The sequence below is a fragment of the Sporosarcina sp. SAFN-010 genome (assembly GCF_059415065.1).
Genome location: NZ_JBPFDS010000028.1, coordinates 1 through 15,554 on the forward strand (window position 1 = coordinate 1; position 15,554 = coordinate 15,554).

Sequence of the window (15,554 nt, forward strand, 5' to 3'; positions counted from 1 at the left end):
CACGGAAGTTAAGTTCTTCAGCGCCGATGGTAGTAGGGGGCTTCCCCCTGTGAGAGTAGGACGTTGCCGGGCAATTTATAAAGCGAGTCAAGGATTTCATTCCTTGGCTCGCTTTTTTGTTTGTTGTATTTAATTTGTATCTAAGTTCTAAAAGGCTGGTTGGATGGTGTTCTTTTGGGAGAAACTTATTGTAGATGGTGGGTTGCGTAGGTGGAAATACGATTAGGTACTGAGAGTTATGAGCGGAACCCAGAGTTTATGATCACAATCTGAAGTTTATGAGCGGAATCCAGAGTTTATGATCACAATCTGAAGTTTATGAGCAGAAACCAGAGTTTATGATCACAATGCAGGGTTTATGAGCGGAATCCAGAGTTTATGATCACAATTCGGAGTTTATGAGCGGAACCCAGGTTTTATGATCAAAATGCAGAGTTAATGAGCACAATCCACGGCTCATAATCACATTCCAACACCACTCCCTATCCCGTGCCTTTAATTCAAGACTTCTTTTTTGCACTGGGGGGAGGTTTCCCTTATGGTTAAGGGACTAACCCACGAGGAGATGGCGCACATGGAATCCGTTTATGAGTTTACTGTACAGAAACCTGATGGAACCGAGCAATCGCTCTCTGAGTTCGAAGGAAAGCCGTTGCTCATAGTGAACACTGCGAGCAAGTGTGGCTTTGTGAAGCAGTTTGACGAGTTACAAGAGGTCTATGAGATGTATAAGGACCAGGGACTGACCGTTCTAGGCTTCCCGTCGGATAACTTCAACAATCAAGAATTTGATAGCAGTAATGAGGCTGAGGAGTTTTGTCGGATGAACTTCGGTGTGTCTTTCCCTATGTTTGCAAAAGTGGATGTAAAAGGTGATAGCGCAGAGCCGTTGTTTCAATATCTTTCATCGCAAAAGAAAGGGATGCTTACGGAAGGGATCAAATGGAACTTCACGAAGTTTCTTGTAGACCGACAAGGCAATGTAGTCGATCGCTTTGCCCCGCAAACAGGACCTTTAAAAATGAAGGATGCAATTGAAAAGTTAATATGACAGAAAAGGGCTAATACTTTTACTTATCATTGCTTCCTTGACACACCTTAACGCCGCTGATAACCTATTATCTAATATTTAACCGAAACTATAAGGGGGCATCAGGCATGTGGGAAACTAAGTTTGCACGTGAAGGGCTAACGTTTGATGATGTATTGTTGATACCAGGAGCATCTGAAGTGTTACCAAAAGACGTATCATTGTCTGTTCAATTGACGGAAAAGATTAAGCTTAACGTTCCGTTGATTAGTGCAGGAATGGACACGGTCACAGAATCTAAAATGGCGATATCTATGGCACGTCAGGGTGGTCTCGGTGTTATCCATAAGAACATGAGCATTGAAGAACAAGCTGAGCAAGTTGTCACAGTAAAACGTTCTGAGAATGGTGTCATTACAAACCCATTCTTCCTGACTCCTGAACACCAAGTATTCGATGCGGAACATTTAATGGGGAAATATCGTATTTCCGGTGTACCGATTGTAGATACGCTTGAGAATCGGAAGTTGGTCGGAATCATTACAAACCGTGATCTTCGCTTCATCCAAGATTATTCGTTAACAATTGACGATGTGATGACGAAAGAAAAACTTGTGACAGCACCCGTGGGTACGACGCTTGAAGATGCAGAAAAGATTTTACAACAGCATAAAATAGAAAAACTTCCGATTGCCGATGAAGACGGAACGTTACGAGGGTTAATCACCATTAAAGATATTGAAAAGGTGATTGAATTCCCGAACGCGGCGAAAGATCATCATGGTCGACTTCTAGTTGGAGCAGCTGTTGGTGTTACATCGGATACAATGGTTCGTGTTCAGAAGCTTGTAGAGGCTGAAGTAGATGTCATTGTTATCGATACAGCACATGGTCACTCTAAAGGTGTTATTGATATGGTGAAAAAGATTCGGGAAACGTATCCTACCCTCGATATTATCGCAGGAAACATTGCAACTGCAGAAGCGGCTCATGAATTGTATGAAGCAGGAGCAGATGTGGTGAAAGTCGGAATTGGTCCAGGTTCTATCTGCACGACTCGAGTTGTTGCTGGTGTAGGGGTTCCGCAAATTACAGCTGTCTATGATTGTGCAGCTGAAGCTCGGAAGCAAGGCAAGACGATTATTGCCGACGGAGGCATTAAGTTCTCGGGAGATATCGTCAAAGCACTTGCTGCGGGAGGACATGCGGTCATGCTCGGTAGTTTACTTGCTGGAACGACTGAGAGCCCTGGAGATACTGAAATCTTCCAAGGTCGTCGTTTTAAAGTGTATCGTGGTATGGGTTCTGTTTCTTCAATGGAACGCGGTTCGAAAGACCGTTACTTCCAAGAAGACGCGAAAAAGCTTGTACCTGAAGGAATCGAAGGGCGCATGCCTTATAAAGGTTCCCTCGCTGATACAGTTCATCAGTTAGTTGGAGGCATTCGTTCAGGTATGGGATATTGCGGAACGAAAGACTTGCACACATTGCGTGAAGAAGCACAGTTCATCCGCATGACAGGTGCAGGACTTCGAGAAAGCCATCCTCACCAAGTTCAGATTACGAAAGAAGCACCGAACTATACAATTTCATAAAACTAGTTCTTCAGGAACTTCAGCACCTTTCTTCTCGTCTTATATGGGCGGAAAGGTGCTTTTTTTTATTTTGTATCCATCCCTTCCTTTAGGTATGATAAACTATGGGAGTAAATCGCGATGACGGAGGTAGAAATGTGAAGAAGATGAAGAACAGATGGCTGTCTGTATTATGTTCGGCAGTCTTGCTCGTAGCAGTATTTGGTGCAACAACACCCGCTCAGGCGGAATCGGCGCTTGGCCTCCATGTGGATGCTGCCATTCTAATTGACGCGGATAGCGGAAAGATTTTATATGAAGAAAATGCAGACGCTCCACTTGGCATTGCCAGCATGTCAAAAATGATGGTCGAGTACCTTCTATTCGAAGCAATTGATGAAGGATCTATTACTTGGGATCAGGAGTATAAAGTAACAGATTATACATACACGGTGTCTCAAAATCGTAAGTTGAGTAACGTGCCGCTACGAAGAGATGGTTCGTATACGATTAAAGAATTGTATGAAGCTCTTGCAATTTATTCCGCGAATGCGGCAACGATTGCGATTGCAGAAACAATCGGTGGAACTGAAAAAGAGTTCGTAAAGCTCATGAACGAAAAAGCAAAAGAGCTTGGGTTGAAGGACTATAAGTTTGTCAACTCAACAGGGTTGAATAATAAAGATTTACTAGGCATGCATCCAGAAGGATCAGGTCCTGAAGATGAAAACGTAATGCCGGCTAAATCGGTTGCTAAGCTTTCATATGCGCTAGTCAATGATTATCCTCAAGTTCTCGATACTACAAAGATTCCAACAAAGGTATTTCGTGAGGGTACTTCAGACGCGATCAATATGATCAACTGGAACTCCATGTTGCCAGGTTTCTTATATGCCTATGAAGGTGTAGATGGTTTGAAGACAGGAACAACCGACTTTGCAGGTCATTGCTTTACAGGAACTGCAATTCGTGACGGTAAGCGTGTCATTGCAGTTGTTATGAAAGCTGTTGACACTAAAGGTGAAGGATCCTATAAAGCTCGATTTGACGCAACACGTTCCCTATTCGATTATGGTTTCTCACAGTTCTCTGAAGTGGAGTTTGTTCCTGAAGGCTACCAGTTCAAAGGTGAAGAGACTCTGAAGGTTCTGAAAGGGAAAGAGAAAGACGTTGCTGTTCAAGTAAAAGAACCGATTAAAATGATGGTTAGAACGAGTGAAAAAGATCAGTATACACCTAAATTAGTCATCGATAAGAAGAAGCTGAAAGACGGTTCTCTTCAAGCACCTATTAAAAAAGGTACAGTTGTCGGGCACGTAGAGCTCGTGAAGAAGGATGGCTCAAAAGACTCTGGGTTTATCAACGGGGAAAACGTACAGTCCGAAGTGGTAACAAAAGAAGCTGTTGAAAAGGCGGGTTGGTTCTCTCTAGCAATGGGAGGCATCGGCCACTTCTTCTCAGGTCTTTGGGATAGTGGGACAGGCTTCGTAAAAGGCTTGTTCAACTAAAAAAAGCGGAACAGACGCTATCTAGCGCTGCTCCGCTTTTTGTATGCCCCAGACGTTCATGAGTTTTTCAATGCCTCGCTCTATTTGGTGTTCGCTCAATCCACCAAAGCCAAGCAAAAAGGATGGTGAGCCTGTAGCATGTCCGGACTTGTAGTCTTGCAAGCTGTAGACACGTATACCCGCCTGAAGAGCAAGGTCAGCTAGTACAGGTTCTGTTTGCTGTTTATGTACAGTTACGATGATGTGCATTCCAGCTTCGTCTCCTGAATAAGAGATTGTAGGTTCATAAGGAGTAAGGGTTCCCGTAAGCAGTTGAAGTTTTTTCCGATACACTTTGCGCATCCTATTCAAGTGTCTTGAAAACTGTCCTTCTGCCATGAAGCGTGCAAGCATGTGCTGATCGAGTCGCGGGACGGTGGAAGCGTATTGGATGAACGCCCCTTTATAACGCTCCAGAAGCGCTTTTGGGAGCACCATGTAGGCGATACGTAGCGATGGCATGAGTGATTTAGAGAACGTACTCAAATAGATAACGTTTTCCCCACGATCCATTCCTTGAAGGGAAGGAATCGGCCGCCCCGCATAACGGAATTCACCATCATAGTCGTCTTCGATAATAATATGTTGCGGATTGGCAGATGCCCAGTTTAGCAATGCGGCTCTGCGTGGTGCAGAGAGCACGGTACCTGTAGGAAACTGATGGGAAGGTGTTACATATGCAACTGTTGCCAACGAGCGCTGTAGTGCATCTACGTCCATACCATCGTCGTCCACGGATATGGGAATGGCTGGCCTTAAATGATGGTCAAATACGTGATGCGTCAGTGGGTAACCTGGATCTTCCACCGCATACACGGCTTCTTCACCAAGAATCCGGATAATGAGTGGAATGAGTTGCTCGGTTCCCGACCCAACGATGATTTGTTCAGGCGTACAAATAACACCTCGTGAATGATACAAATACGTGGCAATTTCATTGCGCAGTTCCACATCACCATGAGGATCACCAAGTTGCAATAAGTGAGCGGCGTGTTCGTCGATGACGTCTTTCGCTACTTTCCTCCATTTCGAAAAAGGAAACAATGCGGGATCCACCATTCCGGGTGAAAAGTCGATTGCTGCTGTGGGTCTTACAGGAGTGAGCACCTCCTTCACTTCTGCAGACTCAGTATAGGCGAGTTCTTCTATGTCTTGAACGTAGTAGCCACTACGAGGGACTGCCGTGATATATCCTTCGGAAACCAGCTGACCGTAAGCAAGTTCAATTGTTGTTTGGCTGACTGAAAGAAATTCACTGAGCTTCCGCTTAGACGGTAGTTTTTTACCGACAGGAATCCGCTGATCCGTAATATCCTGTTTCATTTGCCTATAAATTTGTTCATAAAGAGGAATTGCATGGGATTTATCCAATAAAAGTAACCACTCTTCCATCAATATCCTCCATTCTGACCCTGTCGATTTCTCATACATATAAAATTTGTAAAGGTTATAAGTGAAGTATACCGTAAGCAGATGAAAGTGAAAATGACATCTATTTTCTAAATTCAGCCTTTGCTTGCCAAACGTTTCGGCGTATAGTAAAGTTAAAGTAATTTAAGACGTAAGACGATGAAGGGAAGTAGTAGCAGCTAAGTTTTCTAAAGAGAGTCGACGGGTGGTGCGAGTCGGTGAAAACAACTGTGAATCCATCCTTGAGCAGCCAAACTGAACAGAAGTAGGTTTGTGCCGGCACCGGAGCCGTTATCTTCCTGGAGTGAATCGGCATTGTGCTGATTAAGCTGGGTGGTACCGCGGGTAGTTCTCGTCCCTATTGATAGGGGATGGAGGGCTTTTTTTGTGCTCGAATTTCGGAAATCGTTACAACCAATTGAGGAGGAATCGTAATGTTAGACAGAAAAGTGTTGCGTACAGACTTTGAAGGTGTGAAGAAAAAGCTTGCCATGCGTGGAGAGGATATCTCTGAGTTGGACAAGTTCCCAGCGCTCGATGACAGACGCCGTGAATTATTAGCAAAAGTCGAGGTGCTAAAAGCGGAGCGTAACGAAGTGTCTCAGAAAGTGGCGGAGATGAAGCGTAACAAAGAGGACGCTGACGAGCTTGTTTTGAGAATGCGTAAAGTCGGCGAAGACATTAAAGCATACGACACGGAATTGAATGAAGTCGAAGAACAATTGGATTACGTCCTAATGCGCGTTCCGAACATTCCGCACGAAAGTGTTCCTGTTGGTGACAGCGAAGATGATAACGTGGAAGTTAGTAAATGGGGAGAGACGCCAGAGTTTTCGTTCGAACCGAAGCCGCATTGGGAAATCGGGACGGACTTGAAAATTATTGACTTTGAACGAGCAGCAAAAGTAACGGGAAGCCGTTTCGTATTTTACCGCGGCATGGGCGCACGTTTAGAGCGTGCACTTATCAATTTCATGATGGATCTGCATCAGGATGAGAATGGTTATGAAGAAATGTTACCGCCGTACCTTGTGAATCGTACAAGCTTGACGGGGACAGGGCAATTACCGAAGTTTGAAGAGGATGCATTCCTCGTTGAAAAAGAAGATTACTTCATGATTCCAACTTCTGAAGTACCAGTGACGAACTTTTATCGGGATGAAATCCTGAATGCTGACATGCTTCCGAAAGGCTTTGCAGCGTACAGCACAAACTTCCGTTCTGAAGCAGGTTCTGCGGGTCGTGATACACGAGGGTTGATCCGCCAGCATCAGTTCAACAAAGTGGAGCTAGTCCGTTTTGTGAAGCCTGAGGATTCGTATGACGAGTTGGAAAAACTGACAGGACATGCGGAAAAAGTATTGCAATTGCTTGAGCTTCCATACCGTAAGTTGAAAATGTGTACAGCTGATCTTGGATTCACAGCTGCGAAAAAGTATGACTTGGAAGTATGGATCCCAGCACAAAACGCGTACCGTGAAATTTCTTCTTGTTCAAACTTTGAAGATTTCCAAGCGCGACGTGCTAACATTCGCTTCCGTCGTGAAGCAAAAGGTAAGCCGGAGTATGTGCACACACTAAACGGCAGTGGTCTTGCAATTGGGCGTACAGTTGCTGCATTGCTTGAGAACAATCAGCAAGAAGACGGTTCTGTCTTGATTCCAAAAGTATTGCGTCCTTATATGGGTGGAAAAGAGTACATTACAGTTACTGAATAAGAGTGAAAGTAAAAAGCGACATCGGAAGTCATTCTGCTTCCGGTGTCGCTTTTTTTTTCGCTTGTTTTTTCTTTTCACGCAACGCTCTGAAGAAGTTCGTAAGGAGTGCACCGCATTGTTCCCCTAGGACGTCTTCACGGACCTCACATTCGTGATTGAACCGTTCGTCGTTCAACAATCTATAGAGGGAATCGACACACCCTGCCTTTGGGTCTCGAGCGCCATAGACAACTGTAGGGATTCGCGATTGTAAAATAGCTCCTGCACACATCGGACAAGGTTCAAGCGTCACGTAAAGAGCGGTCTCTTCAAGTCGCCAGCTACCTATGACCTCACATGCATCTTGAATTGCAGAAAGCTCCGCGTGAGTGACCGCATTTTGCGTCGTCTCGCGTAAATTATGAGCACGCGCAATCACTTCACCTTGATATACAATCACTGCACCTATAGGTACCTCACCGAGCGCTTCCGCTTTTCTCGCTTCCGCTATCGCCAACTCCATAAAGTACTGATCTTGCTCGCTCACATTCATACTCATCGCTCCTTATCCTCAGTGTATCACGCTTTTAAACAGAATGTTCCACGTGGAAAAACTGTCACAACCAAATGAGTGACTCCTATGATAAACTAAAGGGACGACATTAAGTGAAAGACAGGAGCGTTGGTCATGACCATTCCATTTATTGCAGTAGAAGGACCGATCGGGGTTGGAAAATCGACGTTGTCCAAAGCGATTTCAGACAACCGCCAATTCCAGCTACTCATGGAAATCGTGGATGAAAATCCGTTTCTCAATAAATTTTACGACGACATCGAAGAGTGGAGCTTTCAAACCGAAATGTTCTTCCTTTGCAATCGATACAAACAGCTCGGCGACATTCAAAAACACTATCTAGCAGAAGACAAGCCTGTCGTCGCAGACTATCATATATTTAAGAATCTCATTTTTGCACAACGCAGTCTTTCTGAAAGCGATTATGCAAAATACGAGCAAATCTATACCATCTTGACCGCAGGTATGCCTGTCCCAAACGTCATCGTATACTTGCATGCCAGCCTCGACACACTCATGAAGCGAATTGCAATGCGAGGTCGTGACTATGAACGGGGTATGGATCCAAACTATTTGCGCCAGTTGTCCGAAGACTACGATACATTCATCAATCGATTCGAACGGTTGCATCCTGAAATTCCAGTCTTGCGTTTCAATGGAGATGAACTCGATTTCGTTGCCAACTCCCGCGACCGCCAATATATCCTTGACGCAGTCAATGCCGTCATCCAGAAAGAGGTAGTTTAAGTGAACTTACGTGAAAAATACGGAATTCCGCAAAATGCGGTCATTACAATCGCTGGAACAGTAGGTGTCGGAAAATCGACGATGACGACAGCACTTGCTGAAGCGCTAGGTTTCCGCACGTCTTTTGAAAACGTAGATCAAAACCCGTACTTGGATAAATTCTATGAAGACTTCAAGAAATGGAGTTTCCATTTACAAATTTACTTCCTGGCAGAACGTTTCAAAGAACAAAAACGTATCTTCGAATATGGCGGCGGATTCATTCAAGACCGTTCGATTTATGAAGACACAGGAATCTTTGCACGCATGCACATGGAAGAAGGTACGATGGATCCTGTCGATTACGAGACGTATACAAACTTGTTTGACGCGATGGTCATGACTCCCTATTTCCCACATCCAAATTTACTCATCTACTTGGAAGGTCCGCTGGATAGCATTATTGACCGCATTCATGAACGGGGCCGTGAGATGGAGCAAGAGACGCCGATTACGTATTGGGAAGAAATGCATGCACGGTATGAGAAGTGGATTGACTCATTCACGGCTTGCCCGGTGCTTCGCTTAGACATCAATGACTACGACCTAATCACGAACGCTCATGAAGTGGAACTGATCGTCGAGAAGATTGGCGGCATTCTGTCTCAAACAGAACCGCTTCGTAGCTAACAAAGCAAATGACCTTTTCCGGCAGCGAAAACCTGTCAGGAAAGGTTTTTTTCATTTTTTATCGAATGGAAGAATAGAGTATTCCTATCCGTGAACAAGCGTTATTGACGCGTTGAAAATGATTCACGTATAGTGAACCCTATAGAAAATTCCATTGTGAAGGAGCGATTCCCTATGACTGCGAACGAAAAATCGACGATTGTGTATGCCAATGAGCTCGAGCAACGCTATTCCGTGGCAAGCCGGCGTGAAGAGTTTTACGTACAAGAAGAAGTCATCTACTTTGACGGCAACTCTCTTGGATTATTATCAAAACGTGCAGAAACCTCATTACTCGCCATTCTGGATTCATGGAAGACCCATGGCATTGACGGATGGATGCAAGGTGAGCGTCCTTGGTTTAACTTGTCCGAAGAATTAGGTGCGTCCCTTGCTCCGCTGATCGGCGCGGAAGCTGAAGAAGTGATTGTGACAGGTTCGACTACCTCGAATCTCCATCAGCTACTCGCAACATTTTTCAAACCCTCAACCGGTCGAACAAAAATTTTAGCCGATGAATTAAACTTTCCGACAGATATTTACGCGATAAAAAGTCAGCTAGAGCTGCATGGACTAGATCCTGCAGAGCACCTGATTCAAGTGAAAAGCCATGATGGACAAACACTGCAGACGGAAGACATTATCGAGGCGATGACCGATGACGTTGCCGTTGTGATTTTGTCCGGAGTTCTATATCGTAGCGGACAAATTCTCGACATGGAGAAGGTAACAGAAGCGGCTCATGCACGAGGGATTTTAGTTGGCTTCGACTTGTGTCATTCGATTGGAGCGATTCCACATGCATTGGATGATTGGAATGTCGACTTCGCATTTTGGTGTAATTATAAACACTTAAATGGTGGACCGGGCGCGACGGGTGGCATTTACGTCAACAAAATGCATTTTGGAGTGCAACCTGGACTTGCAGGTTGGTTCGGTTCAGCGAAAGACCGCCAGTTCGATATGGAGCATACGTTTACTCCTGCAGAAGGTGCTGGGGCGCTTCAGATGGGCACACCTAACTTACTCAGTTCCGCACCGTTGATCGGTTCACTTGAACTCATGAACGAAGTCGGAATGGCCACAATTCGAGAACGGTCACTGGCATTGACGGGTTACTTGCAGGAGTTAATCAACCTGGAACTTGAAGAGTATGGATTTACGGTAACGAGTCCGAAAGTTGATGCGGAACGCGGTGGTCATGTATTCATCGTTCATCAAGAAGCGGCACGTATTTGTAAAGCGCTGAAAGCAAATGGGGTTATTCCGGATTTCCGCACGCCGAATGGAATCCGTCTGGCACCAGTTGCACTGTATAACACGTTTGAAGAAGTGCTTGAGACGGTGAACATTTTAAAGCGTATCATGGACGAAGAACAATATAAGCAATTTGAAAATAAGCGAGAAGTCGTCGCGTAAACGAGAACTGGGGGATTTGTGATGAATAAAGGGATTTCAGATTTGAATTTGGATCAAGAGGACATTCACACTGATTTTAAAAAGGATATGACGTACGGGGAATACTTGCATCTAGATCAGATTCTATCGAGTCAAGAGAGACTGTCAGGGCATCACGACGAAATGTTGTTCATCATCATCCACCAAGTGAGCGAACTATGGATGAAGCTAACGTTGCACGAGCTAACGGCAGCCATTGACGCAATCGACAAGGGTGAAATGCAGTCCGCATTCAAAAAACTAGCCCGTGTGACGAAAATTCAATCTCAAATCATACAAGCATGGGACGTACTCTCGACAATGACGCCTGCTGAATACTTGGAATTCCGCGATTCACTCGGTAAAGCATCTGGATTCCAGTCCTATCAGTATCGTCTAATCGAATTCGCACTTGGCTATAAGTCTTCTCATATTTTAAAGATTTATGAGAAGGACGCGGAAGTGCATGCGATGCTAAAAGACGCGTTGAACCAACCGAGTATTTATGACGTGGCGATTCGGGCATTAGCAAAAGCTGGTTTTGCGATTAATCCGGAATTGCTTGACCGCGATTTTAGTGTCACGTATGCAGGGGATCCAACTGTTGAAGCAGCTTGGGAAGCGGTCTATCGCGATGTCGATAAATATTGGGATTTGTATCAGCTTGCTGAGAAACTTGTGGACGTTGAGGATTGGCTACAGCAGTGGCGGTTCCGGCATATGAAAACGGTAGAACGAATTATCGGATTTAAAACAGGTACAGGCGGTTCGTCTGGTGTGAACTACTTACGCCACGTACTCGACCATCGGTTCTTCCCTGAACTATGGGATTTGCGAACTAAATTGTAAGAACGATAGAGAGATGAAAGAGGGGGAGTTGTATGGAGGAGAAGGGACGAACTGAGCAATGGTCCTCTAAGTTAGGATTTATATTATCATCTGCGGGGGCTGCGATCGGACTCGGGGCCATCTGGAAATTCCCTTATGTGACGGGGATGAGTGGGGGCGGTGCATTCTTCCTGTTATTTATCGTCTTCACCTTGGTCATTGGTTTACCGATGCTGCTTTCTGAATTTATCATCGGGCGTGGTACAGGTAAGGAAGCAATCAGTGCCTATAAAAAGTTAGCACCGGATAGTTTGTGGGTGTGGATCGGTCGACTTGGTGTCTTAGGATGCTTCTTACTGCTTTCTTTTTACAGTGTAGTTGGCGGATGGGTGCTCGTCTATAGCGGACTTGCAATCCCAGGTCAGGTAATCGGGGATGGAACGAACTACGGCGAGCTATTTGGCACGGTCACCGGTTCTGTTTGGATTACGTTGCTCGGATTACTGCTATTTACGGTCATTAACGTCATCGTCATTGCATCAGGGATTCAAAACGGCATTGAGCGTGCCAACAAATATATGATGCCACTGCTATTCGTCTTTTTCATAATCTTAGTGGTGCGTTCACTGACATTAGATGGTGCAATGGAAGGTGTGAAGTTTTTCTTAGCGCCGGACTTCTCGAAGATAACGGGTGAGTCGATTCTCTATGCACTTGGGCAATCGTTCTTCTCGTTAGCCGTCGGGTTTTCGTGTATGGTGACGTACAGTTCGTATTTGAAAAAAGACGTCAGCTTGCGGTCATCAGCAGGATCTGTCGTGGGCATGAACATCTTTGTTTCGTTGCTAGCAGGACTTGCGATTTTCCCGGTTGTGTTTGCGTTCGGGCTAGCGCCTGACGAAGGGCCTGGATTGCTGTTCATGGTATTGCCGGAAGTGTTCGGCCAAATGCCATTCGGGGAACTATTTTTAGCAATGTTCTTGCTTCTGTTCTTATTTGCGACATTGACGTCATCGTTCAGTTTGTACGAAATCATTGTCGCTGCACTAACGGCAAATGGCAAACGTACAAGGAAGACGGTTGCTTGGCTTACGGGGCTCATCGTGTTCGTGGCGGCAATTCCATCCGCCATGTCATCCAGTTTGCTGGAGTCCTTTATGATTAATGGCAAAAGTATTTTCGATAGCACGGACTATCTCGTTAGTAACATACTTCTGCCACTCGGAAACTTACTAATTGCAGTGTTCATCATCCACAGAATGGATCGTGAACTTGTAAAACAAGAATTCAACTTGAGTACAAATGATTCTCATGGATTGTTCCGCGTATGGCTCGTCTTGATGACTGTCGTCGTACCACTGACAATCGTAGCTGTATTTATAAATAATCTTTGATACGTGTAACTAGAAAGGATGATGGGCATGAAGAAGTTAACACAATGGATTGACATCACACAGCCCCTCAGCAATTCGATTGCAGAATGGCCCGGGGATACTCCGTTCAATTATGAGCTGACGTTTACGAAAGAACAGACAGGCTCCGTGAATATCGGTCAAGTCTCGATGAGTGTCCATACAGGGACGCACATTGACTCTCCGTTCCACTATGATAATGACGGCAAGCGTGTGCATGAACTCGATTTGTCTTTGTATATCGGGCCGGCTATGATTGTCGACGTCACAGGCCATGCAGAAATCGGTCGTGCAGAACTTGAGGGGTTTGACTTTAAAGATGTGGAGCGACTTCTTCTTAAAACAGGAGGTCACCCTGATCCGAATACGTTTCCGGAAGACTACCCCGTGTTGAAGGCAGACATTGGTCCATTTTTGAAGGAGCGGGGAATTCGGTTAATTGGCGTCGACGTCCCATCCGTCGATTCGGTCGACAGCAAAACGATGGATGCGCATCACTCGCTTTACGATAACGGCGTAAACATTTTGGAGAACACCGTATTGTCCAACGTGACGCCTGGAGTATACGAGCTGATTGCACTTCCACTTGCGCTGGAAGGCTCGGATGGTAGTCCGGTGCGCGCTGTGTTGCGTTCGCTGGAGAGATAACAATGTATAAGAGCTGCTTAGAGGAGAACTTCTCCTTTTAGCAGCTCTTTTTGAATGGTACAAGATGTAGCAAGAATTGTAGAAGCGAGTAATTATTTATGTTATATAAATTGTGTGTTATCGGAATGTGGTGAAGCTGATTGTCGTAGATTTAAAAGCTAATATAAATTGAAAATTTAAATATAAAACTTCAAAATAATTGGGAATTTGGTACAATAGGTTTAAACTGAGGAATTCAATGTACTGCAAACGGGTCACTATCTAGTATGCAAATTGTTGCTTTGCGCTCCAGACGGAACGCTTTCCGAGGGGCGTGGCTTGAGCCTCCTCAGTCGCAAAAAACGCTCCCTGCGGGGCTGATCCCTTCGGAGTCCTCCGTCTTCCGCTCCAAGCAACGGTGAGTACTATAAATAAAGCGTCCATTCAGTGAAATAAAGAGGAGGAATTATCATTTCAATTTCTTTATTATTTTTAATTTTGATAGGCGTTATTGTACTTTTAATGTTTGTTGTTCCAGCTGTTATGGCTGACAAAAATAGCGAGGAAGGGAAGAAACCATACAAAGTTTCTTGGACAATTTTAGGATTATTGGTTTTAAATTGGTTGTTATTCTTAACTAACTCATATTCTTTAATGCCAGCTAGTATTTCAGGTTTAATATTTACTCCAGTGTGGGTGTTTTTGTCTGTTGCAGGGATTATTGCAGTGGTTTATAAATTTAAAAAGAACAAAGGCTTTGCCGTTTCACTGGCGGCATTAACTACAATAAGCTCATTGGTTACTGTGCTTTCATACGGTATAGGCGAAATGTAAAAGCTTATTCAACAATAGGTCCAGATTTTTTAATGTTAAATGATTTAAAAGTTTGGGTAAGAATGAAATGGATATTATTATATCAATTGATTTAGTATTTGTTATGAACTTATTAGTTTTAGTATTTCTTAGAATCTAAAACTAATTAATAATAGGCTAATACTAATATGCCTATTTACCTTTCTAAAAGTTCTTTTAAAATCCTTATTCAGGGTTTTTAATTGGGAATGGCTTGAAGTGTTACTTGTTAAGAAATACTGATTTTCGTTATTTCGAAAGGAATATAATTGCAATTATTTCTCTTGGGAAATATAAGTGGAGGGGATCCTATGAATTCACAACAAAATATCAACAAGCCAGTGAAAGCGGATAATCTTATTCTCTTTACATTTTTTCTACACTTCTTGTTACTACTAGGTGCCAGCGCTGTACCAGAAGGACATTTTCTAATTTGGCTACCCATCAATCTGACAATGGAGACTTTCATCATATTCCGCCTTCTAATATTATGGAAGCGTTATAGTAAGTACGAACCGAGGCGGTACAATTCCCTTCAGTTGTATTGGGCGCTTATCGGATCATCTGTTTTTGCAATGATGCCTTTTGTTAGGGGGACATATGGCTCGGTAGCTTTTTGGCCATTCCTGATTGGTACAGTGTTTTTATTCTTATTCAGCCATTTATTGAAAGAGAGGATTACTTCAGTATTTGTGAATCCCAGCAAGACGAGGCAACTCATCAATTTGCCGAGAGCGCTGGCAGTCATTATTATCGTAGGACTTGTAATCATTACTATGCTGCGCTTTACACAAGCACATCCTAACTTTGGGCTTAGTATTTTCTTATATCTGATAGCGGGGTTTTTGGTTTTTTGTGCGACTCCTTTTTCGCTTGACCAAGAACGTATCGAAAAGCTAAAAACAGATTAAGAAAGGAGAAAGTTCTGGGAAATGAAATGTTCATGAATTTAGCTAGCTTTTGCAAATTACCCGGCTAAAAACCGATTTTGTTTTTGCTGTATAAGTATGTATCTTCAATATTAAACATATTAAGCAAACGGGCCAGCGCGACAAGTTCTGTGATAAATGCCTTTGGCATGAAAACACAGGAAATTCATCATGTGAATTTC

At 44.0% G+C, this 15,554-nt stretch carries 14 protein-coding genes, 1 rRNA gene and 1 other annotated feature; of the genes, 13 read left to right on the plus strand and 2 right to left on the minus strand.

Annotation, left to right across the window (positions count from 1 at the left end; genetic code table 11):
* The 4 genes from rrf to ACR65F_RS17760 form a co-directional block, all read left to right on the plus strand.
* A 5S ribosomal RNA gene (rrf, locus tag ACR65F_RS17745) occupies nt 1-72 on the plus strand; the annotation flags it as partial.
* 502 nt (nt 73-574) lie between these two features.
* Entirely contained in the window at nt 575-1,051 is a 477-nt protein-coding gene (locus tag ACR65F_RS17750; RefSeq protein ID WP_440505308.1) for a glutathione peroxidase, read from the plus strand.
* A 107-nt stretch (nt 1,052-1,158) separates the two neighbouring features.
* Nucleotides 1,159-2,625, plus strand: a complete 1,467-nt coding sequence (guaB, locus tag ACR65F_RS17755) for an IMP dehydrogenase (RefSeq protein ID WP_440505297.1) — start codon at nt 1,159-1,161, stop codon at nt 2,623-2,625.
* Nucleotides 2,626-2,762: 137 nt separating this feature from the next.
* Nucleotides 2,763-4,112, plus strand: coding sequence for a serine hydrolase (locus ACR65F_RS17760; protein WP_039044277.1), 1,350 nt, complete (start codon nt 2,763-2,765; stop codon nt 4,110-4,112).
* Nucleotides 4,113-4,133: 21 nt separating this feature from the next.
* On the opposite strand, the gene pdxR is transcribed toward ACR65F_RS17760, so the two are convergent.
* Nucleotides 4,134-5,543 (minus strand): MocR-like pyridoxine biosynthesis transcription factor PdxR, encoded by a 1,410-nt coding sequence (pdxR, locus tag ACR65F_RS17765; protein ID WP_440505298.1) that lies wholly within the window; start codon nt 5,541-5,543, stop codon nt 4,134-4,136.
* Between the two features lie 168 nt (nt 5,544-5,711).
* Nucleotides 5,712-5,924 (plus strand) — a binding site (T-box leader).
* Between the two features lie 71 nt (nt 5,925-5,995).
* Here pdxR and serS point away from each other — a divergent pair.
* Entirely contained in the window at nt 5,996-7,279 is a 1,284-nt protein-coding gene (gene serS / locus ACR65F_RS17770; protein WP_440505299.1) for a serine--tRNA ligase, read from the plus strand.
* Nucleotides 7,280-7,307: 28 nt separating this feature from the next.
* On the opposite strand, the gene tadA is transcribed toward serS, so the two are convergent.
* Entirely contained in the window at nt 7,308-7,811 is a 504-nt protein-coding gene (gene tadA / locus ACR65F_RS17775) for a tRNA adenosine(34) deaminase TadA (RefSeq protein WP_440505300.1), read from the minus strand.
* Between the two features lie 135 nt (nt 7,812-7,946).
* Here tadA and ACR65F_RS17780 point away from each other — a divergent pair, with 135 nt between their 5' ends.
* The 8 genes from ACR65F_RS17780 to ACR65F_RS17815 all read left to right on the plus strand — a co-directional run bounded on the left by ACR65F_RS17780 (nt 7,947) and on the right by ACR65F_RS17815 (nt 15,354).
* Nucleotides 7,947-8,579 (plus strand): deoxynucleoside kinase, encoded by a 633-nt coding sequence (locus ACR65F_RS17780; protein ID WP_440505301.1) that lies wholly within the window; start codon nt 7,947-7,949, stop codon nt 8,577-8,579.
* Nucleotides 8,580-9,248 (plus strand): deoxynucleoside kinase, encoded by a 669-nt coding sequence (locus tag ACR65F_RS17785; RefSeq protein ID WP_039044282.1) that lies wholly within the window; start codon nt 8,580-8,582, stop codon nt 9,246-9,248.
* 174 nt (nt 9,249-9,422) lie between these two features.
* Nucleotides 9,423-10,706 carry a kynureninase gene (gene kynU, locus ACR65F_RS17790; RefSeq protein ID WP_440505302.1) on the plus strand — a complete coding sequence of 428 codons (1,284 nt, stop codon included), beginning with the start codon at nt 9,423-9,425 and terminating at the stop codon, nt 10,704-10,706.
* A gap of 21 nt (nt 10,707-10,727) precedes the next feature.
* Complete coding sequence (kynA, locus tag ACR65F_RS17795) at nt 10,728-11,573, plus strand: tryptophan 2,3-dioxygenase (RefSeq protein ID WP_039044284.1); 846 nt, start codon at nt 10,728-10,730, stop codon at nt 11,571-11,573.
* A 32-nt stretch (nt 11,574-11,605) separates the two neighbouring features.
* Nucleotides 11,606-12,946: a sodium-dependent transporter gene (locus ACR65F_RS17800; RefSeq protein ID WP_440505303.1), complete on the plus strand. Its 1,341-nt coding sequence runs from the start codon at nt 11,606-11,608 to the stop codon at nt 12,944-12,946.
* Between the two features lie 27 nt (nt 12,947-12,973).
* Nucleotides 12,974-13,612, plus strand: coding sequence for an arylformamidase (kynB, locus tag ACR65F_RS17805; RefSeq protein WP_440505304.1), 639 nt, complete (start codon nt 12,974-12,976; stop codon nt 13,610-13,612).
* Between the two features lie 501 nt (nt 13,613-14,113).
* Entirely contained in the window at nt 14,114-14,425 is a 312-nt protein-coding gene (locus ACR65F_RS17810; RefSeq protein ID WP_440505305.1) for a hypothetical protein, read from the plus strand.
* Between the two features lie 329 nt (nt 14,426-14,754).
* Nucleotides 14,755-15,354, plus strand: a complete 600-nt coding sequence (locus ACR65F_RS17815) for a hypothetical protein (protein ID WP_440505306.1) — start codon at nt 14,755-14,757, stop codon at nt 15,352-15,354.
* Nucleotides 15,355-15,554 lie beyond the last annotated feature (200 nt).